Source organism: Hymenobacter fodinae (genome assembly GCF_004745825.1).
Taxonomy (GTDB): domain Bacteria; phylum Bacteroidota; class Bacteroidia; order Cytophagales; family Hymenobacteraceae; genus Hymenobacter; species Hymenobacter fodinae.
The window spans coordinates 821,986-843,887 of record NZ_SRLA01000002.1 but is presented as its reverse complement, the minus strand read 5'-3'; the positions used below and the strand labels follow the sequence as shown (position 1 = coordinate 843,887).

Below are 21,902 nucleotides of genomic sequence, written 5' to 3'. Positions count from 1 at the left end.
TCGGCTGGCCTTAGCAGTTGGCTCCTTTCTTTGGAAAGTATGGCTTAACTCCCGACGATATGTATCCTTTTTCCGGGCTCCGGCAGCTGGCACTGGCCAGCTTCCTGCTGTACGCTGCTGCTGCGTCAGCCCAAACCCTTGACCCTTCCGTGGCTCCCGTCCGCGGACAGGTGCTCGATGCAGCTTCCAATGCGCCTATTCCGGGTGCAGTAGTGCGCTGGCTGGACGCTACCACTGAAGCCACTACTACCGACGACAAGGGCGCTTTTTCCTTGGTGCGCCCCGCTCGCCCTACCACCCAGCTTATCATCAGCTTTCTGGGCTACACCCCCGACACCGTGCAAGTGAGTGGCAACAGCTACCTGCGCCTGCCCTTGCGCCGGACGGCGGAGCTAGGCGAGGTAACCGTGGAAGGCCGCGCCCTCTCCTACTCCGGTATCACGCCTACCAACACCCAGGTTATTACTAGCCGCGACCTGACCAAGTCGGCGTGCTGCAACCTGGCCGAAAGCTTCGAAACCAACGCCTCCGTGGAGGTTTCAACCACCGATGCCGTATCCGGCGCCAAGCAGATTCAGCTCCTGGGCCTAGATGGGGCCTACTCTCTGCTGACCATTGACAACCTGCCGGCGCTACGCGGGCTGGCTACGCCCTACCGCCTGGGCTACCTGGCAGGCCCCTGGATTGAGGGCATCGACATCATCAAGGGCATGGGCTCGGTGGTGAATGGCTACGAGAGCATTTCGGGGCAGGTAAACATCCGGCTGAAAGAGCCCGACACGGCAGAGCGGCTGCTGTTCAATGCTTACGGCAACGACCTCGGCAAATTCGACCTTAACCTGAACCTGGCCACGCCCATCAGCAAAAAGGTGAGCACGGCCTTGCTCCTGCACACCGACCACCTAGGCGCCCGCGTAGACCGGAACAAGGACGGCTTCCTCGACCTGCCCTTGGCCACGCAGTACAACGTGTTCAATAAGTGGAAGTACAAGTCGGGCAAGGGCTTAGTGACGGAGATAGGCCTAGGTGCCCTGCGCGAAACGCGCCAGGGCGGGCAAGTAGCCTTCCGCGAAGAAAACCCCGGCAGCTACTACGGCACCACCCAAACCACCGACCGCTACAACGGCTACGCTAAAACCAGCTACACCTGGCCGGGCCGCCCTTATCAAAGCCTAGGCCTGCTGCTGACCGGCACCAGTCATGATTTTAACTCCACGTACGGGCGGCGCACGTACGATGGCAACCAGCAGACAGGCCTAGCGACGCTGCTTTTCCAAAGTGTAATCGGTACCACAGCGCACACCTACCGTACCGGCCTGAGCTACTTGCACGATGATTACCGGGAAGTCTACCGCTCGGGCTTGCTGTATCCGAATGAAACGGCCGAACAGCGCTACGCCCGGGAGCACCGGAACCGCCTGGAGCGGGTGCCGGGTGCTTTCGCCGAGTACACCTACCAGAATGCCCGCAACCTCACGGTAGTAACTGGCCTACGCCTCGACCGCCATAACCTGTACGGCTGGTACCTGACGCCGCGCCTGAACGTGAAGTATGATGCCACCAAAAACACCGTGCTGCGCGTGGCCGCCGGCCGGGGCTTCCGCACGGCCAACCCTATTGCCGAAAACAGCGGCATGCTGGTTAGCTCGAGGGAGTTTGTTGTAGCACCCAACCTGCGCCCCGAAAAGGCCTGGAACCTGGGCGGCAGCTTCACGCAGTATTTCAACGCCTTCGGACGCCCGGCCACCTTCATTGCCGACTATTACCACACTGAGTTTCAGAACCAGGTGGTGGCCGACCCTTATACGCTGGCTGACCGTCTCATTATTGGCAACCTGGAGGCCGGCGGACGTTCGTTCTCCCGCAGCTTCCAGGCGGAAATACAAGTAGAGCCCGTGAAAGGTCTGCAGGCTAAAGCTGCGTATAAGTACCTCGATGTGCGCACCACTTATAACGGTGAGTTGCTACCCAAACCGCTTACGCCCAAGAACCGCCTGTTCCTAAACGTGGCCTACGCTACTGCCTTCGATAAATGGCGGGCCGACTTCACGGTGCAGGGTTTTGGTAAACGCCCCTTGGCTCCTTCGCCAGGTAGCATGGACCACCATGGCGGCAGCATGCCCGATATGTCGCTGGCGGAAGCGCCCCGTTATGCCTTGCTCAATACCCAGCTCACGCGGGCCTTCAAGCGTTGGGACCTATACGCCGGGGTTGAGAACTTGGCAAACTACCGTCAGCCCAACCCTATATCGGGCGCTTACGCACCATTTGGTCCTGCTTTCGATGCTGCCATGGTGTGGGGACCAACCTACGGCCGCCTCACGTACTTGGGCGTCCGCTTCAAGCTTGACTAACCAGGTATAGCGTCTTTTGGCGCAACTGGCACAGTTTTTCGATTACCGAACTAGGCCTAGGCCACTCGTGTTTTACAACCTCAAGGGTATTAGCCCATTCACTTTCTTTCAGTTATGAAACTCCTTTCATCGTTCGTAGCCGCACTTCTCCTGTTAGTTTCTTCGCAGAGCACTTTCGCTCAAGACACGAAACCCAAAGCCAAGGGCGGCGCTGCCACTGAGCAAGTGCAGTTCAAGACTTCGGCCGTGTGCGACATGTGTAAGGCTCGCTTAGAGAAGAGCATGGCCTACGAGAAAGGCGTGCAAGCGGCCAACCTCGATGTGCCTTCGAAGGTGCTGACTGTGACTTACCGCCCCGAGAAAACCACCCCCGCGGCCCTACGTACCGCCGTGCAGCGCACGGGCTATGATGCCGATGAACTAGCTGCCGACGCCCGCGCTTACGATAAACTGCCTGAGTGCTGCAAAAAAACCAACACCGTGCATACCGACGGCAAGCATTAAGTAGCGCCTCCTCTCTTTACAGCCCCATAGTAGCTTGGCTACTGTGGGGCTTTCTTTTTGCTAGCCCACAGGCCTAGGCAGAAGCCCCGGGTGCCACCTGCACTTCAAAAGAAAGCAGCACACTAAAGTTGAGCGGGCGAGTAAGACGGCGGCGGTTAGTGCCCGAAACTTCCAGCGTAAATGTGTCGGCGCGCAGGAACTCTAGCAGGTTCAGTTGCTCCTGCTTCTCCATTTCCACATGGGTGGGGTGTACTAACCGCGGCGAAAACGAGGCAATCAGAACTTTACGGTTGTTAGCCATCAGGAAGCAACTCCCGCTTTCCAACGCCCCCAGGGTGGGCGTACCTCGTCCAATGGGGTGCTCTGAATCCGGCGTCCACACCAAACGGGCATCGCGCAAGCGCACTGCCGTAACGTTAGCGTGCCTGATGGCTGATAAGCACGGTAAGGAGCTGGGAAGGGTTGTCTCGCACAAGAAAATCAGATCCATGCCCGGATCAATGCGCAGATTGATGGCCCGCGTACTCACGCCAAATGCTGACTGCAACGAGCGGCGTAAGCCCTCATGCTTGGCAATTGTGAGGTCTACGCCTAATACTACCGGCGGTCCGGCCTGGGGCGGGAAAGCATACGTTCGGTTCATAGCCAGAGGGTTCGCAGGTACGCATAGGCACGAAAACGCAGTGCTCGAGAATCAGGATCATCTCTTGCTTACGCAAGAACAAGAGCAAGGACGAACTGAAAGCGCATTGATAAGATATCTAATTGCCGACAAACCAATGCCTTAAAGTAGAGCGAGTGAGCTTAATAGTAGACCGACAGCCCCTATAGCCAGTCGAACATTGTTATCTTCTTATAAATAATAGTATAAATCGTGTTTATATTTTTATATTGACTCCGCTCTTTAGTTCCTCCCCTCCTATGAAAATTACGTGTCTACTCCTTGATGATGACCCACTGGTGTTGGATCTCCTCCAGGCGTATGTAGCCATGACCGATATCTTGGATGTGAAGGCTGCCTTCACCGATCCACTGGATGCACATCGGTACTTGATGACCAACCAGGTTCAGGTTCTTTTCTCCGACGTAACCATGCCCCACCTCAGCGGCATCGACCTGGTACGCTCCCTGCAGCAACCTCCTCTGGTGGTGCTCATGACGGCTTATCCGCAGTACGCCATGGAAGGCTTTAACTTGGATGTTATTGATTTTCTGCTGAAGCCAATTTCCCTCGACCGGTTCCTGAAAGCCGTCAACAAAGTGGCTAGCATTCTGCGCGCCAACTCCGCCGACCAAGAGCTGCAGACTGATTTCATGACTGGCCTAGGCTCGTTTTTCATTCGCACTGATGCCCAGTTTGTACGGCTGCACTACCGGGATGTACTCTACATTGAAGCCCTCAAAGACTTCACCAAAATCAACACCTCCGACGGCCGCACGCACGTGACGCTAGTCAACCTTAAGAACTTAGAGGAGCAATTACCCCCGGGCCTGTTCATCCGAACCCACCGTTCGTACTTAGTCAATGCGGCCCATATTGAAACGGTTAGCGCGTTGGAACTGAAGGTTGGCGGCCACGCCCTGCCCCTAGGCCAGACTTATCGGGAGCGAGTAACGGAACGCATTGTAAACCGGACACTTATCCGGCGACACTAGCGGAGGTAATTGCCTCATTGGTATCTTCCTGCGGCAGCACCCTCATGGCAGTCCTGGGGGCTTTAGATTCTGCTGCGGGCAGCGTAAACCGGAAGGTAGAGCCTTTGCCCAGCGTGCTCTGGAAGGAAAGCTCACCGCTGTTTCGCTCCAGAAATTCTTTGCATAAACGCAGGCCTAGGCCTACCCCACGCTCCTGGTCGGTGCCAGGGGTAGAGTAGCTTTCGTTCTGCTCCTGAATTTTGCGCTGCCCGGTCGGTGAAATGCCTACGCCGGTATCTTGTACGGCAATTTCCCACAGTGAAGGCAGCCTCGTAGCCGACACGGTGATAGTGCCCCCCGCGGGAGTGAACTTTAAGGCATTGCCCAGCAAATTTCGCAGAATAAGGCGGGTCATATTCAAATCGGCGCGGGCCGGGCAAGGTTCCTGCACCTCGTTGAGTAGGCGCACCTGCTTGCGCTCGGCATCATCCGCCATCAGCTCCAGGGCTTCCGAAATCAGCACATCTAGGCGCAGCCGTTCTGGCTTGGTGCCCCCGTCACCCTGCATCTGCGACGCCGACCAATTAAGTAGGTTATCCAGTAGGCGCGACGTGTTATCGAGCGTTTGAGACAGGCGGGCAGCATGAGCCGCCAGACGGGCGGGCGGCAATGTGCCTAAACTTAACAACGAGAGCAAAGAGTACAGGGAACTCAGTGGGCTGCGCAGGTCGTGCGAGATAACCGAAAAAAGAGTGTTTTTGGTCTGATTCAGCCGGTCCAGCACTTCTTTCTGCTGACTGATTGCGGCATTTTTCCGCTCGAGTATCCGGTTGATATGCTCCTGCTGCTTGTGGGCTCGGTATAACGCGGCCACGGTCATCAGTAAGAGTACTGCTCCGGCTGCCAACAGATTACGCAGCAATGTTTGCCGCCGCAAGTTGGCTTGTTGCAGTTGCTGGTCTTTGGTCAGTAGCTGTATTTCGCGCTCCTTCTTTTCTGATTCGTAACGAAGTTGTAGTTCTGCAATCTGGTTTTCACGCTGCTCTGCGAGAGCACTATCCTGCAGGCCTACATAGCGCCGAAGTGCTTGCAGGGCCGCCGTGGGCCGCTGGTCGCGCTGGTGCAGGTCGGCGAGGGAGAAATAGATGTTGCGGAGCAGCACACTGGAGCCTGCTTGGCGCGCGGCCGCCAGCGCACTTTGAAGGGAAGCCCGAGCAGTAGTATGCTGGCCTAGAGAATCATGCATAGCCCCCAGCGCCCACCAGGTAGTGGCCGTTATTACCGGCGAGGCCGCTTTCGGGAAGTTCGCCAGAGCACGCGTGTAGAAAACGGCTGCCGTTTCAAAATTGCCAAAATCCTGGTAGATCTGGCCAGTGCTTCTGAGTGCCTCTCCCACTCGTAAACTATCGTGGAGGTGCTGAGCTATGCCCTGGCTTTGCTGCAAATAATACAAAGCCCGGCTGTTTTGCTGCTGGTGGTGGTGGGCGCGGCCGATATCATGAAGTGAGCCAGCAATTCTGGCCGAGTCATGAGCAGCTCTCCAGACTTGCAGGGCCTGCTCGTGGCAGAGCTGGGCACGGCGCCACTGGTTTTCACTGCCGTATAACTCGCCAAGCTGCTGATACATCTCTCCCTTACCTACCGCATTTTCCTGGCGCTGAAAAGCCGACAACGCCCGTTGGTAGACTACTCTCGCATTTCCCGTGTCACCTTCCGCTCGCAGGGCATTGCCTAGCAGAGACAAAGTAGCGGCTTGCCCCTGCGCATTTATTGGGGAAAGCTGCAGGGCCCGCCTAAAGTGATACACCGCCGAGGCGTAGCGACTCAGTTGTTGGCTGGCTTTCCCAGCCACCACATGCGCCTGAATCCATTGCGCCGTATCGAGGTCCTGCCGGGCCTGCAAAATCTGTTGGGTGGCCTGGCGTAATGCTTTCAAGTGAGCGGGGCGTCCGTAGTCGGGCTGCCCCTGATGAGCAGGGACCTCGGCTTGAGCCGCCCCGGCCGCCCACAACCATAGGCCTAGCAGCACTTTCCACAGTGTGGGCGGGTGCGTGCGGCGTTGTGCAAGGCCAATACAAGCGGGCATGGGGGCAGCGGTTTAGCTCGGAGGAACCGCTTTAGCCTGTCAACGCCGCTGTTACCCCAGTGCCCAATATACAAACATCCGCTTACTGCGCTTACCCGTAGGCCTGGAGTTAACCAACTATTTCCCTACTACTTACCCCGCGTGCTTAGCCCGCCACAAGCGCCACCAAGGCAGATAGGGCTGGTCGTGGTGCTCATAATGATACCCAAAGAAATAACAGCTCACGAAGGCCCAGACGTGGTGCCGGAACTGGCTACCCGATTTGTGCGGGTTATCAGGTGCATGCTCGCCGCGGTGGGGCAGATAGGTGCCAAAGTAAAAGAGCTGCAACGTAGCCAACACGGCCGGCACCATCCAGAAGGCTATGACATTGGCCATCGGAAATATCAGCTTCAACAGGTTGTAGGTCAGGGCCATTAGTAGCACCTGCCACCACGTTACGTAGTTCCAGGCAAAACGCACAAACCAGAACAGAAACCCCGGGTGCTTGCCGTCATGAAAATCGGGGTCTTCCTCGGTGGCTACGTGGCGGTGGTGGGCGTGGTGCTTGGGCAGCATCCGAGGAAACCAGTTGAAGGCAAATAATAGAGCTGTCAACAGGCCTAGAGCATCATTCAGGCGCTTATTGGGGCTTACTACCCCGTGCATGGCATCGTGGGCCGTAATAAACAGACCGGTGTACAGATGCGTTTGCAGCAAGACCAGCAGGTAAGGCCAGGGAGTTTGCCAGTTGGGCTCGTAGTACGCCAGCAGAAACGTGAGCAGCCCCGCCCAGGCCCCAATTATCAGGAGTGCTGCCACCACTCCCTTGTAGGCCAGGGGCGCCGGCTTCACCCGCCGGGCAGAGTAGCTGGGCGGCAGAGGTGCGGTGGAAGAAGTGGGCATCATGGGCCTGGTACTAAACTGCTAAACAGAGAGCTTTGACGCAGCCACGGGCTAAAGTGCCAACAGCACGTCGCGCACTTGCTCCATCAGCCACATAGGCGTGCTGGTAGCCCCGCAAATCCCCACCGACTGCCCGGGCAGGAACCAGTCGGGCGAAATTTCATCCACCTTCGAGATAAAGTGGGTGGCGGCATTGGTGTCTTTACACACCTGATAGAGCACTTTACCATTGGAGCTCTTCGTGCCCGACACAAACACAATCTGATCAAACTGCTGAGCAAACCGCCGTAGGTCTTTGTCGCGGTTGCTCACCTGCCGGCAGATAGTGTCGTTGGCATTTACCTGAAAGCCCCGGGTTTCCAACTCATTCTTGATGCGGTAGAAGGAGTCGGTGCTTTTGGTAGTTTGGCTGTAGAGAGTGATGTTATCTGGTAGCTCGTGGCCTAGCAGCTCATCAATATTCTCAAACACCACGGCCTCCCCGCTGGTCTGGCCTAGCAGGCCACGCACCTCGGCGTGGCCGTGCTTGCCGTAAATGAAGATCTTGTCCTTCTTATCGAAGCTGGTTTTGATGCGGTTTTGCAGCTTCAATACCACGGGGCACGAGGCATCAATCAGGGTCAGGCGGTTTTCCAGCGCAGTTTGATACGTGCTTGGTGGCTCCCCATGCGCTCTGATGAGCACGGCCTCATCCCGTAGGCCAGTAAACTGGTCATAGTCGATAATACGGAGGCCCCGTTGCTCCAGGCGCTCTACTTCCTCATCGTTGTGCACGATATCGCCGAGGCAATAGAGGTAGCCTTGTTCGTCGAGAATGTCTTCGGCCATCTGAATGGCATAGATTACGCCGAAGCAAAAGCCGGAGTTGGGGTCAATACGGACGCTCAGGTGGTACGGCATAGCTAACGGAGTAACCACAACAATAACCGGAATGTTGCAATTGGCTAAATATACGCAGCCTTCTACTCTCTCAGGATGGGAAAGTGAAGCGCAATGTGCTCAGGCGCAGCATACATTACCCAACTCAAAACGACGAACGAGGCTACCAAGTGCCCAGCCTGTTCAGAATTTAGAACGAGCCGAATGCTTTGCGTTGCTCCATGTCTCGAATCACGCGCTCCTCAACCGGGCTGGCACGTAGCACCTCCCGATTCAGCCAGAACGATGAGTCGTAACGCTGTTTCATCACCTGCTTCAGGTCATTGTAGTTTACGCCTACGCTCTTATACGCTTTTCCGGAGGGCTTGCCGGTATACTGGTAAAAAAATAATTGTCCAGCTATTTGGGTGGTATCGGGCTTGTTCTGGTAGTTGAGTACAATAGTCTGCTCGGCCCGCACCGATTGTAGCCGGCTCAGCGAGTCGGCTACGGGGGAGAAATCAGACACCATCTTGAAGGTCTGCGCCTGCAGCGTGGTGCCAGCCCCAAACTGGTAGCTCATCAGGTCGCCGATGGGCACGCGGGCCTCCTGCCGGCGCAAGGTGGCCGTTTCCATGTCAATGTAGAGCGTGCCTTCCGTGCCGGGTTGGCCCAGGTCTTGGCGCGGGGCATAGTCGATGACGGCCGTCTCCTGGTCTTTGTCCTGCAGTACTTCGCGCAAATGGAAGGTAAACTGCTGGGCGGCCAGCGGGCTCAGGGGCACTGCCAGGGTGCGGCGGCTGGGCTTGGGCTCAAACACCGGAATCAGGCGAATAGCAGCCGAAAAGTTGGTCATGTCTACGCCCGACTTATCAGGCACTAGGCCATAACGCGCCTGTTCCAGCTCCCACCCTACTACTTCTTTGTTGGTGAAGCGCACATTGTAAAAGGCATCCAGGAATTCGCTGTACTCGGCATTGTGCCGTTCCTTCTGCCGGTAGAAGGCTTTACCGTATTGCTCTGCCCGAGCATGGCGCTGCAGCTGGGCAAATGCCCGCTGCACCAACTCAGTGGCAACCTGATCGGGGTTGCGGACGCGCACCTCCGGCAGGGCTACGTTGCTGGTGGGCAGCACTATGGTTTGAGCTGCAATGGTTGTTACTTCAATGGTAGTGGGGGTGTAGCCCATGCTTACCACGGTTAGTTTTTGGGGCAAGGAAGGCACCCGCAGGCTAAACTCGCCGGCCTCATTGGTAGCAGTGCCGGGCTCGTTGCCCGGCAAGCCTATGTTGGCGTACGGTATCGGGCGCTTTTGCTCATCTACTACCTTCCCTTTTACAATTGCTTGCTGGGCCTGCGCCACCGTGGCGAAGGTGCATAAAACCGGAATAATTAGTTGTTTCATCAGAACTAGTGAGTGGGGTGGCCTAGCACTGCTGCGGGCAGTGCTAGGCCTATAAGCTACTGGTTACCCTATTGGGTGGTATGAAGGGCTACGTGCGGCGGGCCTAAACCCAAAGAAGCCCCCAAACTGGGAGCTTCTGTTCTTATGTTTAATCAACAGGCCATCTGCTGTTTACAGCTGCGTGAGCTTTTGGGCATCTTCATCGGAAACGTGTCCCCGGTCAACCATGAAGCTGCGCACAATGGTGAAGGTCTCCGTGTCGAGGCCTGATTTGGGGTGTTGCAGCAGGGTTTGCACCAAAAATTGGCGGTCATCCTCCACATGCTGGCTCAGCCCCAGGAAGGATGGCAAGTTGCTTTCTACACTAAGGCGCAGAAACCGAATTTCAGGATTAGAAGCATCTAGCTTCACGGCTTGGTCAAACAGCTTGCTAGCATTTTGCACGTACGTGAGCTTGTTGAACATAGAAGCATCACGAGCCCGAATGGCTTCGGACGCCGCCTTGTAAGCCAGGACCACCGCATCCTGCTGGTTATAGGCGGCCATGAGCTTATGAAATTTCTCTCCTCCTTCCTTGCTGGCAGCAGCCTGTTGGTATTGACGGCGAAGATTGGAAACGGAGTATGGTGATACGTCAGCTGACACGGAAAGGGAGGTTGAGAAGAGCAGAGTAAGAAAAAAGGCAATTAAGTGCTTCACGAGCAGAAGTATTCGTGACTAGATAGCCCGTAGGCGGTATCGAAAGTACGAACCTAGCAACAATAAGATTTTTGTGTTGTCCGGAACGCGCACCCGCTCACCCAATATTCGTGCCGCAGGCAATTGCCTTATCTTATGAAAAAGCTTTAGGTAGTACACGTAGGCCAGGTACACACCTAACCGGGCCGCCCGTGGCAACTGCACGATGCCAGCGTAACCAGCTTCAAAATCGGCGCGGATGTCGGCTTCAATCTCGCGTTTCACGTCATCGGTGAAGCGTTCATACTGCACCCCGGGAAAGTAGACCCGGCCGCGGTCCTCGTAGTCAGAGCGAATATCACGCAGAAAGTTTACCTTCTGAAAGGCCGAGCCGAGGCGTCGGGCTGGCTCGCGCAGCCGCTCAAACTGGGCCTCATCTCCCTCGCAAAAAATACGCAGGCACATCAGCCCTACTACTTCCGCCGAGCCATAGATGTACCGCTCATACAACGACTGATTGTAGCTCCGGTCGTCTAGGTCCATTTCCATACTGTACAGGAAGGCATCAATAAACTCTCGGTCGATACTGTATTGGCGCACCACATGCTGGAAGGCGTGCAGCACGGGGTTGAGGCTTAGGCCAGTGGCCAGGGCTTCATCTGTCTGGCGGCGGAAGTCAGCGAATAAGGCTGCCTTGTCGTGGGCATGGAAAGTGTCCACAATTTCATCGGCCCAGCGCACCCAGCCATACACCGCGTACACGGGTAGGTGGAATCGACTGTCGAGGGTGCGGATGCCCAGCGTAAACGACGTACTATACCGGGTAGTGATAAGCTTGCTGCACGCTAGGCTGGTTTCCGTGAAAAGGGCAACGTGGTCCACTGCGGAAGGTTGAAGGTTGATTGTTACGTATTGAATCAGGATGCGACAGGCCTAGAGGCCAATGGGCATAAAGCTCCGCAGTCAGTTCTGTTGTTGGCTATTTACTTTCTCCTATCGCACTTCTTTCTCAATTTCCTGCGCTACCACCTGCCCTGAGATGAGGGATGGAGGCACCCCAGGACCCGGCACCGTAAGCTGACCCGTAAAATACAGATTCTCGACTTTTTTGCTCTTCAGCGCCGGCTTCAGAATGGCCGTCTGCCGCAGCGTATTGGCTAGGCCATAGGCGTTGCCCTTGTAGCTGTTGTAGTCCTGCACAAAGTCTTGGTGGGCGTAGCTGCGTTTGTACACTACGGCGTCGCGGATAGTGGTACCGCAGTGGCGCTCGAGCCGCTCCATAATCAGATTGTAGTAATGCTCCCGGGTCTCCTCGGGGTCTGGGAGGTTAGGCGCCACCGGAATGAGCAGAAAGATGTTTTCGCAGCCTTCAGGCGCTACAGATGGGTCAGTCTGCGAAGGGGCCGACACATAGAAAAGCGGTCGGCTAGGCCACTTGGGCTGCTCGTAAATTTCCTCGGCGTGCAGGGCAAAGTCCTCGTCAAAGAATAGGTTGTGGTGGCGTAGCTTGGGCAAGCGTTTGTTTACGCCTAAGTAGAACAGCAACGAGGAAGGTGCCATGGTCCGTTTGTCCCAGTAGGCCTCGTCGTAGTGGCGCCACTGCGGAGCCAGCAGGTGCTGCTCGGCATGGTGATAGTCGGCACCGGCTACTAGTACCTCGGCAGAACGGAAGCCAGCGGCGGTTTGCACGCCCGTAGCCCGGCCCTTCTCCACCACTATTTCCTGCACGGGCACATTGTATTCAAGCTTCACACCCTGCTCCTGGGCCAGCTTTACCATGCCCTCCACAATTTTGTGCATGCCGCCCATGGGGTACCAGGTACCCAGCGCTAAGTCGGCGTAGTTCATCAGGGAGTAGAGGGCGGGCGTGTTTTCAGAAGTGGCGCCCAAAAACAGAATGGGAAACTCTACCAACTCCAGCAGGCGGGGGTTGCTGAAGAATTTGCGCACATGCTTGTGCATGCTCTGGAGCAAATCGAGTCGCACGGCATCTACCAGCAGGCGCGGGTCGGCAAACTCCAGCAAAGAGCGGCCGGGCATATGCACAAATTTGCCAATGCCCACTTTGTACTTGTAGGCCGCCTGGCGCAGAAATTCATCGAGACGGGCGGCGCTGCCAGGCTCGTAGCGCTCAAATAGTTCGCGCAACTCACTCATGCGGGCCGGAATATCCACAGCTTCGGCCCCTTTAAAGATAACCTGATAAGAGGGGTCAAGGCGCACAAGGTCGTAGTAATCGGCCACCTTTTTCCCAAAGCGGGCAAAGTACTGCTCAAAGATATCGGGCATCCAGTACCAGCTGGGCCCCATATCAAAGGTGAAGCCCTGGGCTTTGAACACACGGGCTCGGCCACCCGGACCTTCGTTTTTCTCCAGAATAGTAACCCGGTGCCCCTGTTGGGCCAGCGAGGTAGCGGCCGCCAAACCGGCAAACCCGGCCCCAATCATGATAATATCTTTACTCACAAACGGTACAGCTTGGACAATGAGTGGCCAGTACAACGGGCCTTTGGAGGTACGAAGATGAAAACTATCCGGATAGTGGCAGGCACCGCTTACCCGGAAGTATGGGTCCGCAGCCGGCTAGGCCACTAGCACCTACAGCGCCACTGGCCTAGCACCGAGCCGGGAGCGGCCAAGGTCGGCTCGCAATAACTATACTGTTGAGTTGGACAGAAGTTATATTCTGGTCACAGATAAAAGCCAAAAACTTGTTCACGGCAGCGCCAAAAAAGACGGGCCGCGAACCACGCAGCTAAAGCTAAGCGTCGGTCCGCGGCCCGCTATACGCCCGGGGCGGGTCTGTACTCTCTCCCTATTCCCTACACGCCGGGGGCGTATGTCTTCAGCGCCTGCTTAAGCTCTTTGCGGGCGATGTGAATACGGTTCTTGACGGTGCCAATGGGAATTTGCAGCTTCTCAGCAATTTCCAAGTACTTATAACCAATGTAGTACATCATGAACGGCGTCCGGTAATCGGCCGACAGTCCGGCAATAGCTTCATTGATATCTGTTACTACGAAATCCGAGGTAGCACCGTTGTGGGTGATGTAGTTTTCGTCAGTATTAAAATATTGGAAATACTCAGTGCTATCAATATTGCTATTGCGCTTGGTAATCTTATTGTAGTTGTTGATGAAGGTGTTGCGCATGATGGTGTACAACCATGCCTTCAAGTTGGTGCCCGCCTTGAACTTGTCCTTGTTGAGCAGCGCTTTGAGCAGGGTTTCCTGCACAAGATCCTTTGCATCGTCGGCGTCGCGGGTCAGGTTCATCGCCACGGGCTTTAGAGAGTAAGAAATCTTCTGTACTTGGTTGGTGAATTCCAAAGAGGTCATACTGTTTAGCTTTTCGTGGCAAAAAGTTAAACAAATATACGAGGGTTTTTGAAAGTCGTCTTCCCTCACACATTTATTTTTCCTACCCACCCCACATCCTAGGGCACATCACCCGTTCAATATATAACTTTTTGTCTGTCAGCACATAACGCAATTACTTGTATTAATACCACAGGTTGCAACAGCTAAACTGCAGCCCATAGAAAAGGCCTGACGAAAGCTTTGGAAGCTTACGGTCAGGCCTTGAGTTCGTTCAACAACTGTGTGTTAAGTTTTTGCCATTTCCAGAGTATAGCACACCGGGGATGGAGTCATTTCCTCGACCAACGAGATAAAATCAGTCATCAACCTCACTTTTACCGCGTTAAACGGTAGTCGTACATTTTCTTGTTGTACCAGGGGTCCGTACAGAAACATCATGCGGTCTGGGCATACTTGCTCCAGTTCATCAATAAATTCCTGCACCCGGTCGCGCTCTGGCACGGCGGTCATCACAGTGCACAGGGCAAAAGGCTGGTACGTCTCGTTGATGGTTTTTAACTCCGCAATGGGCAAGTTCTGGCCGAGGTACAATACGTGGTGGCCTCTTACCCGTAGCACGTAATTCATAAACAGAAGAGCCAGCTCATGCATTTCCCCTTCTGGCAGAAATAGCACCCAACGTTTTACTTCAGCGGGTTGCGCCGGGGCTAGGTTATCAATGCCCGCCATAATCTTTTGGCGCAGCAAGTTGGTAACCAAGTGCTCGTGGGCCGGATTTACGCTACCAGCTTGCCACATAACCCCGATGCGTTGCAGGAAGGGGTAGGCCACGTGCAAAATGGCGTCCTCGAAGCCCATATTACATACGGCCCGGTTCATCAGGCAGCTCAATTGGGGCTCATCCATGCGCAGCATGGCGGCTAACAGAGAGTTTACCTGTTGGCAACAGTTATTGCCATCCTCATCGCAGGATATAACGGCTTTTGCCAACTCTTGCTCTGAAAGCTGCGCAATGCGGGAGATACGGTGCCCCCGATTATAAAGCGTAGCCACATTGAGCAAGCGCCGTAAGTCATCGTCGCAGTAGGTGCGGATATTGGTGGCGGTGCGCACGGGCCTGAGAATGCCGTATCGCTGCTCCCAAATCCGGATGGTATGCGCCTTGATGCCAGACAGCTGCTCTAAGTCGCTGATGGAAAAATGTCCCACGTTCGTTTACCCTCTCTACTTAAACGTTACTCACCGAACCAGGCCGCTGGCGCAGCACCCGGGTGGGGGCAGGCTTGCGCAGGGCCAGCAAAAAATACTTAGGAGACACCCATAGCAACCCAAATTCTTCAGAACCGTCACGGGAAGTGGCCTTGTGGTGCACTTTATGCGCCATGTTCAGGGCCCGCAGATAGGTATTGCGCGATTTCCGCCAAAACCGCATCCGGCCGTGAATTAGCACATCATGCACGAAGAAGTAGAGCGTGCCATAGGCAGCAATCCCCACTCCCATCCAGTACCGAAAATCTTTGCTGTCGGAGCCGTAAATTATCAGCAGCATCGACAGAGAACCGTAGAACAGAAAGAAAAAATCGTTGCGTTCAAACGTATGCGGATGACGGACGTGGTGGGAGCGGTGCAAAAACCACAAGGGCCCATGCAACACAAAGCGGTGCATAAACCACGCCACAAACTCCATCCCGAGAAAGGTAGCCGTCGTAACGGCCACGGCTGCCAGCGTTGTCATACAGGTCTAACTACGGAGGAACTTGAGAAGTTTGAAAAATTTTAACGAGGAAAGATAGAGAGCTTCTGCCACACCATTGCCCTATTTAGCGCAGGAGCCCACTAAATATCTAACTGACCAGTAAAGCACAAGCCCCACCCAAGGGCAGCTGACGCTGACTCCCGGCGGGGCTTAGCTTATCTATCGCTCTACTACTACTACTTAGTTGTCCCAGGTGATTTTCTCCTTGCTGAGGAAAGCGGCAATTCCACGACGGCAGTCAAGGGTACCGCGAGCCTCGGCGTTGAGCTGAGCCGTATAGCGCAAGCTATCTTCCAGGGGCATTTCAGGAATGCGGGCCAGCATTTCTTTGGTTAGCTCCATGCTCTGAGCCGAGTTTTCAACGCACAAGCGGCGCGCAAACTGCCGCACCTTAGCGGAAAGTTCTTCCCTTGGCACTAAGAAATTAATCAAGCCAAATTCCTGCGCGGTATGGGCCGAAATAACGTCGCCGGTGAGTAGCAGTTGCTTGGTACGGGCCTCGCCAATCTTGCGGAGCAAGAATACGCTCACAATAGCTGGCAAGAACCCAATTTTCACTTCCGTATAGCCGAACTTGGCCTCGGGGGTCGCAAACGCGAAGTCGCAGATGGTGGCTAGGCCACAGCCACCGGCCAGCGCATGGCCTTGTATCTCGGCCACCACCACCTTGTTCAGGGTGTAAATCTGGTGAAAGAGCTGCATAAGGTGGGTAGAGTCAGCTAGGTTATCGGTGTAGCCAAAGCTCTGCAACTCCTGAATGTAGGCCAGATCGGCCCCGGCACAGAATACGTCGCCTTCGGCCCGCAGCACAATTACCTTGCAGGCTTCGTCATCTTCGGCAAACTCAAAGGCCTGCTTAAGCTCCGTCACCACGTCGGCGTTGAGCGCGTTGCGTTTGTCGGGGCGGTTTAGAGTGATATAGCCAATGGAGTCCTGGGCCTCGTAGCGAATGTAGCGCAGGTCTTCCAGTTCCTGAGTAGGCATGTTATCCATGGTCATGGGCGTTGCAGAAGCGGTGAAAGGAGGCAGCACCGAAGCAAGCTACACGAGCCCACTACCTGCGCTGAGATTAAGAAGCGTACATGCTACTAATCAGCAAAATTTCTCTTACTAATAAAGTCTATAGCGTAGGGAAGGGCTCAGAAGTTTCGGTGAACGCGCGGCGGCGCCCTCCCTATCTTGGCGGCTGCACGACGAAAGCGCCCTGTGCCGTAACATCATATGTCTGAAAACCAGCGGCCTGCAGCGCAGAATTTTGCCGAGCTACGTACCAACTCTTGCAGGAAGAATCGAATACCACGGCCGCCGCGGAGCCAAAAATTTCTGCCAACTCTTCCGCCCGAATCCGAGGGTTGCGCCTCAGCACCACCACCTCAACGGGCGTAGGCCGACGAGCTGCACTGAGCTGGCTGCTTACAATAGCCAGCCGCACCCCGTGCCAGGTTGCTAAGGTAAGTCCGGGCTCGCCTACTAGAACTGGCACCGGCGCCCCCCGCCAGCCCGGATAATAGCTCACCCGCCGGGCATCGCGCAGAATACTACCGGGCACAATGCGGTAGGTTCGTTCCGTTTCCGTGAGGGGCAGAGAATCAAGTGGCACAATATCGGCGGAGGCCCCGTGCCAGAAGCCCAGCACCGAGCGGCGCGGAATGCTGTAGACTAGTAGTTGCTTATCGGGCGCAAGTTGGCGGGCCGCCCACACCCGGCTGCTCGCAAACAAGCCTAGCAAGGTGCACGCTACCCCAAGCCAGACGAGTCGTTTAGCGGCAAAGAACACGAGCACCGCTAAAATTGTGGCCACAATCAGCCAGGCTTGCGCGGCCGTTATGTGAATGCCCGAAATGAGAGCACCGGGCATCTGGCGGCCAATCCAGAAGATGTATTCATTGAACATCCAGATCAGGTGCTCAAACACGTAGGCCACTCCACGCGGCACCCAGTCAAGTAGGGTCGCTAAGCTGCCGGATACTAGGCCTACGCAGGCCACAAGTCCCTTCAATACCAGCAGCAAGAGGCCCACGTACACAGCCCCACTGGAAATGGGCACGGCCACCAGGTTGGAGAACAGAAAGCCCAGCGGAAACTGATGGAAGTAGTAGAGGCCTAGTGGAAAGGTAGCCACCTGCGCCGCCAGGGAAAGCGCCGTGGCCTGCCAGATTTTATCGGTCAGCCAGCCCGTAGCGACCCACAGCCGCTGCACCGTTCTGGGCTGCCAGGGTCGCTGCCGATCCAAGAAATACTCCCGCGGCTCCAGCCAAGCCACAATCCGTGGCTGCAAATACACAATGCTGAGCACCGCCAAAAACGAGAGTTGAAAACCTACGTCGCAGAGCAAATACGGATCGTAGCAGAGCAGCACGAAAGCTGCCAACGCCAGCATATTGAACATGTTGGCGCGACGCCCTACCGACTGGCCTAGAATCAGGAATGTGAACATCACGGCGGCCCGTAACACTGAGGCCGATAGCCCCGTCACAAACGCGTAGCTCCAGATAACGGCCAGCCCGAGCAGCGCCGCCACTAGCCGAAACCACGGCCCGCGCCGGCCCGGCACAAAGCCTAGCAGCCACGTAACGGCCGCAAACAGCAGCCCCACCTGCAACCCCGATACAGCCATAATGTGGGTGGTGCCGGTGTTGGCGTAGGCTTGTTTGGTGGCTTGGTCTACCTCATCCTTAATGCCCAGCACCAGCGCCGAGGCCAGGGCATACTCCCGCTTCTCGTGCACGTATTCTCGAAACACACCATCCAGCACCCGCGCTGCCCGCATGGCAGTTGCGCGCCACAAGCTGGGCGGGGCCACTTCCAGGAGCCGGTACTGATCGGGGTGGATGAAGTGCTGGTGATACACTTGGTGGTACTCCAGGTAGCGGCGGTAGTCAAACTCGCCGGGGTTGAGCGGCAGCTTGCTGATCGAGGGCGCCCCGCGCACCAGCCACACGTCGCCGTACTGCGGAGCCGCCACGCTGGAGTCGCGTGGAATAGATACGCGGATGCCGCCCACCGCCGGCTGCCACTTCCCTCCTACCCGCACCGCTGACACGCGCACAGTGGTAGCGTAGGTAGCGGGCCGCACCACGGTGTAGTCGTCCACCACGGCCCGGTAAAACTCCACTCGATTTCCGAAGCGGTTTAGGTGGTTGGCGGCACGACTTTCCGTGGCTTGTTGAGTAAGGCTGATACCAGCCACATATAGTGTAATAATGGCCAGCAAGCCGGCAGCATCAGTAGCGCCCAGTTGGGGTTGACGTGCGGCCCAGAGCTGTACCGTAATAAAAAGAGCCGCTAGGCCAGTCACGGCCCACAGCATAGGCGGCAGCGCAGAGCCAAAGTATAGGTAGGTCAGGATGCCCGCCATTAGGGGCAGTACCAGCCGCACGAAGGCATACGGAGCCCACTTAATCATGTACTGCACTTGTATTAAACACCAGTATATCTGCAGAACCAACTGTAAATCAGTCAGCCCCAAATAGCCTAAGCAAAATGCAGAAAAGCAGGGGCAATACAAATGCCCCGCGCTTCTGTTGAGTGACAGAAGTACGGGGCATCATAATCGGTGGCCTAGACTAGCTGTAACATGACGGGCTGGTGTAGTTGGTCTAGCAGTTCAGCCTTCCCCAACCCCCTACTCATCTGAGGGGAGTGTCGTTCTTGCTCTCCGTTTTATACTAGGCTACTAGGCTGGGCGCTTCCAGGTCATTTTATAGTGCACGATGTCGGCTTCTGTGAAGGGCTCCCCGGATTTTTCGAAGCCGTGGCGCTCGTAGAAGCGCACGGCGGGGAGTTGGGCGTGCAGGTATACTGTCGCGTCGGGGTGGGCGGCTTGCACGTCCTGTAGCACGCTGGCAAGCAGGGCGGCGCCGGCCTCCTGGTTGCGGAACTGCTCCAGCACGGCGAAGCGCTCTAGCTTCACGCCATTGTCGGTGCGGCGCCAGCGGGCAGTGCCGCAGGGGGTGCCGTCGGGGGTGCGGGCCAGGTAGTGAGTAGCGTCGGTGCGGTCGTGGGCGTCGTTTTCCAGGTCGGCGGGCACGTTTTGGCCCTGCACAAACACAATGTTGCGAATAACCAGAGCGGCGTCGAGGTCTTGGGGAGAAGTGATGCGCTGGGCGTTCATGTGCGGAAAAGCTATTGGGAAGTAACGGCTAGAGCAGCCTGACAGGTGTGGGCCGGGTGAGCGTGCGAAAGTAGGGCAGAAAAGAAAAAAGCTGCTCCCTTGGGAAACAGCTTTTTTCGGGTATAGTGGCCTAACGAACTGCTAGAGCTGCTCGTGGTTTACAGGCAGGTCCTGCATGCCATCATCCTCGCGGCGGGCATCGGGGTGGCGGCCTGGGTCAGCGGCGGCCATACCGGGGCCGTTGGGGCGGCGGTAGGGCTGGTACTCGCGGGGCGGGCGGTTAGCTTGGTCCTTCTGCATCTGCACATCAAACTTGTCGTAGGCCTGCACAATCTGCTTCACAAGGCGGTGACGCACTACGTCGTCGGCGGTCATTTCCACGAAGCCGATGCCGTTCACGTCCTTCAGAATGTCCAACGCCTGAATCAGACCCGACTTCTGCTTGGTGGGCAGGTCAATCTGACTCCGGTCGCCATTTACCATCACCTTAGCCGAGGGGCCCATCCGGGTCAGGAACATCTTGAGCTGCGAGGGCGTGGTGTTCTGGGCTTCGTCCAGCAGCACAAAGGCATTGTTCAGCGTCCGGCCACGCATGTAAGCCAGGGGGGCAATTTCAATGGTCTTGTTCTCCAGATAGAGCTTGAACTTCTCGGCGGGCAGCATGTCTTCCAGCGCGTCGTAAATCGGGCGCAGGTAGGGGTCTACCTTCTCCTTCATGTCACCGGGCAAGAAACCAAGGCTTTCGCCGGCCTCTACCACGGGGCGAGAGATGATGATTTTCTTGACCTCCTTATTCTTGAGTGCCCGCACGGCCAACGCCACCGAAATGTAGGTTTTACCCGTACCGGCCGGCCCCAGTGCAAACACCAAGTCGTTGCGCAGTACGGCATCCACGAGGCGCTGCTGGTTGGCAGTTTTGGCTTTGATGATACCGCCCTTGGCCCCAAACAGGATAACATCGGGCGAGGCCGCCAATAAACGGTCCTGCTGATCTTCGTCGGCAGAGCTCAGGTATTGCGAAACCGTTTTGTCGGTTATCTGCCCGTACTGGTGGTAATGCTCCAGCAGAGCCGACAGAATTTCGTTGATGCGGCTGATAACGGCCGGCTGGCCCTGTACTTTAATCTCGTTGCCCCTGGATATAATTTTACTGCCGGGGAAAGCAGCCGCCAGCTGGCGGATGTTTTGGTTATCGGGCCCCAGAAACTCAACCAGGGACACGTTTTCGAGCGTTATGATTTTCTCGACCAATCTGAGGGAATTTTGTGACGAAAGAAATAGAAATTTGCCGGTATCGAAGTAGGGAACGGCGCTTTGCCCGGCCGCGCCACGAGAGAACAACAAAAGTCCGGCCGACTTTATTTCTCCCATTTCGCAGCAAAACGCCTACTTTTGCCGCCTTACACGGCCTCTGGCAATAGTACGAATAACTGAGAATTTTAGGCAATGGGGTTGATTACGTTTCTATCTGACTTTGGCTACCGCGACCATTATGTTGCGGCAGTAAAAGCCCGGATTCTGCAGTTGGCCCCCGCCATTCCCGTGCTGGACATTTCGCACGCCATTGAACCCTTTAACATCGCGCACGCCGTTCACGTTCTATCGGCGGTATTTCGCGACTTCCCGGTGGGCACCGTGCACCTGATTGGGGTCAATGATTTGGGCGCTCCGCGGGCTGCCTGGCACGCCGCCGAGCACGAGGGCCACTTCTTTGTCTCGGCCGATAACGGCATCCTGCCCCTGCTTTGTGATGGTAAGCCCGAGCAGCTCGTGAGCCTGGGCGCCAGCACCAACGCCACTGCCTCCCCCACCCGTGACCTGCTGGCCCCCGCCGCCGTGCACCTGGCCAAGGGCGGCGCCCTCGTGGAACTGGGTCCCATCACCACCGAGGCCTACCAGCTCCTCAACCGCCAGTTGCGCCTCCAAGACCACCGCATCACGGGCCACGTGGTGCATGTGGACCACTACGGCAACCTCATCACCAACATTACCCGCACGGCCGTGGAAGTGCTGGGCCGCAACCGCCCCAGCACCATCCACTTCGCTCGCGAAACGGTGCGCGATATTGCCCCCCATTTTCAGGCCGCGCCTCCCGGCGAAGTGGTGTGCATCTTCAACAGCCAGGACCAGCTGTGCATTGGCATCAACCAAGGTAACGCCTCCGAACTACTAGGCCTCTACTTCGACTCGCAGGTAGATGTGCGCTTCCCCACGGAAGCTTAGGTCACTGAAAACCTGCTTTATTTGAGTCAGGAGCAGATTTGCTAACTGTTTTTATATTATGTTAAGTACTTACTGCCACCGTGT

At 56.2% G+C, this 21,902-nt stretch carries 19 protein-coding genes; 4 read left to right on the top strand and 15 right to left on the bottom strand.

Annotation, left to right across the window (positions count from 1 at the left end):
• Window positions 1–59 precede the first annotated feature (59 nt).
• A complete protein-coding gene (locus EU556_RS10855; protein ID WP_135434038.1) occupies window positions 60–2,354 on the top strand; it encodes a TonB-dependent receptor in 2,295 nt (764 codons plus the stop codon).
• Between the two features lie 114 nt (window positions 2,355–2,468).
• Complete coding sequence (locus EU556_RS10850; RefSeq protein WP_135434036.1) at window positions 2,469–2,858, top strand: heavy-metal-associated domain-containing protein; 390 nt, start codon at window positions 2,469–2,471, stop codon at window positions 2,856–2,858.
• A gap of 73 nt (window positions 2,859–2,931) precedes the next feature.
• Here EU556_RS10850 and EU556_RS10845 read toward each other — a convergent pair whose 3' ends face one another.
• Window positions 2,932–3,501 (bottom strand): hypothetical protein, encoded by a 570-nt coding sequence (locus tag EU556_RS10845; protein WP_135434034.1) that lies wholly within the window; start codon window positions 3,499–3,501, stop codon window positions 2,932–2,934.
• A gap of 278 nt (window positions 3,502–3,779) precedes the next feature.
• Here EU556_RS10845 and EU556_RS10840 point away from each other — a divergent pair, with 278 nt between their 5' ends.
• On the top strand, window positions 3,780–4,514 hold the full coding sequence (locus EU556_RS10840) for a LytR/AlgR family response regulator transcription factor (protein WP_135434032.1): 735 nt from the start codon (window positions 3,780–3,782) through the stop codon (window positions 4,512–4,514).
• Here the strand turns inward: EU556_RS10840 and EU556_RS10835 are convergent.
• The 14 genes from EU556_RS10835 to EU556_RS10770 form a co-directional block, all read right to left on the bottom strand.
• Complete coding sequence (locus EU556_RS10835) at window positions 4,498–6,579, bottom strand: ATP-binding protein (protein WP_135434030.1); 2,082 nt, start codon at window positions 6,577–6,579, stop codon at window positions 4,498–4,500. The genes EU556_RS10840 and EU556_RS10835 overlap by 17 nt on opposite strands.
• Window positions 6,580–6,711: 132 nt before the next feature.
• Window positions 6,712–7,464 carry a fatty acid desaturase gene (locus EU556_RS10830; protein ID WP_135434735.1) on the bottom strand — a complete coding sequence of 251 codons (753 nt, stop codon included), beginning with the start codon at window positions 7,462–7,464 and terminating at the stop codon, window positions 6,712–6,714.
• A gap of 51 nt (window positions 7,465–7,515) precedes the next feature.
• Window positions 7,516–8,364 (bottom strand): 4-hydroxy-3-methylbut-2-enyl diphosphate reductase, encoded by an 849-nt coding sequence (locus EU556_RS10825; protein ID WP_135434028.1) that lies wholly within the window; start codon window positions 8,362–8,364, stop codon window positions 7,516–7,518.
• Between the two features lie 169 nt (window positions 8,365–8,533).
• Complete coding sequence (locus EU556_RS10820; RefSeq protein WP_135434026.1) at window positions 8,534–9,727, bottom strand: carboxypeptidase-like regulatory domain-containing protein; 1,194 nt, start codon at window positions 9,725–9,727, stop codon at window positions 8,534–8,536.
• Between the two features lie 171 nt (window positions 9,728–9,898).
• Complete coding sequence (locus tag EU556_RS10815; protein WP_135434024.1) at window positions 9,899–10,372, bottom strand: hypothetical protein; 474 nt, start codon at window positions 10,370–10,372, stop codon at window positions 9,899–9,901.
• A 72-nt stretch (window positions 10,373–10,444) separates the two neighbouring features.
• Window positions 10,445–11,287, bottom strand: coding sequence for a phytoene/squalene synthase family protein (locus EU556_RS10810; protein ID WP_135434022.1), 843 nt, complete (start codon window positions 11,285–11,287; stop codon window positions 10,445–10,447).
• Between the two features lie 111 nt (window positions 11,288–11,398).
• Entirely contained in the window at window positions 11,399–12,871 is a 1,473-nt protein-coding gene (locus EU556_RS10805) for a phytoene desaturase family protein (RefSeq protein ID WP_135434020.1), read from the bottom strand.
• A 356-nt stretch (window positions 12,872–13,227) separates the two neighbouring features.
• The gene (locus EU556_RS10800; RefSeq protein ID WP_088843003.1) at window positions 13,228–13,743 is read right to left on the bottom strand and encodes a sigma-70 family RNA polymerase sigma factor; all 516 of its coding nucleotides are present in this window, start codon (window positions 13,741–13,743) and stop codon (window positions 13,228–13,230) included.
• A gap of 267 nt (window positions 13,744–14,010) precedes the next feature.
• On the bottom strand, window positions 14,011–14,934 hold the full coding sequence (locus EU556_RS10795) for a MerR family transcriptional regulator (protein ID WP_135434018.1): 924 nt from the start codon (window positions 14,932–14,934) through the stop codon (window positions 14,011–14,013).
• A 19-nt stretch (window positions 14,935–14,953) separates the two neighbouring features.
• The gene (locus EU556_RS10790; protein ID WP_135434016.1) at window positions 14,954–15,460 is read right to left on the bottom strand and encodes a sterol desaturase family protein; all 507 of its coding nucleotides are present in this window, start codon (window positions 15,458–15,460) and stop codon (window positions 14,954–14,956) included.
• A 201-nt stretch (window positions 15,461–15,661) separates the two neighbouring features.
• Window positions 15,662–16,474 carry an enoyl-CoA hydratase/isomerase family protein gene (locus EU556_RS10785; protein ID WP_135434734.1) on the bottom strand — a complete coding sequence of 271 codons (813 nt, stop codon included), beginning with the start codon at window positions 16,472–16,474 and terminating at the stop codon, window positions 15,662–15,664.
• 181 nt (window positions 16,475–16,655) lie between these two features.
• Window positions 16,656–18,887, bottom strand: coding sequence for a ComEC/Rec2 family competence protein (locus EU556_RS10780; RefSeq protein ID WP_135434014.1), 2,232 nt, complete (start codon window positions 18,885–18,887; stop codon window positions 16,656–16,658).
• Between the two features lie 270 nt (window positions 18,888–19,157).
• Window positions 19,158–19,595, bottom strand: a complete 438-nt coding sequence (locus tag EU556_RS10775; RefSeq protein ID WP_135434012.1) for a GNAT family N-acetyltransferase — start codon at window positions 19,593–19,595, stop codon at window positions 19,158–19,160.
• A gap of 141 nt (window positions 19,596–19,736) precedes the next feature.
• Window positions 19,737–20,846 carry a PhoH family protein gene (locus EU556_RS10770; RefSeq protein WP_135434010.1) on the bottom strand — a complete coding sequence of 370 codons (1,110 nt, stop codon included), beginning with the start codon at window positions 20,844–20,846 and terminating at the stop codon, window positions 19,737–19,739.
• Between the two features lie 195 nt (window positions 20,847–21,041).
• Between EU556_RS10770 and EU556_RS10765 the strand changes: the two genes are divergently transcribed.
• Complete coding sequence (locus tag EU556_RS10765) at window positions 21,042–21,818, top strand: SAM hydrolase/SAM-dependent halogenase family protein (RefSeq protein WP_135434008.1); 777 nt, start codon at window positions 21,042–21,044, stop codon at window positions 21,816–21,818.
• The last annotated feature ends 84 nt before the right edge of the window (window positions 21,819–21,902 follow it).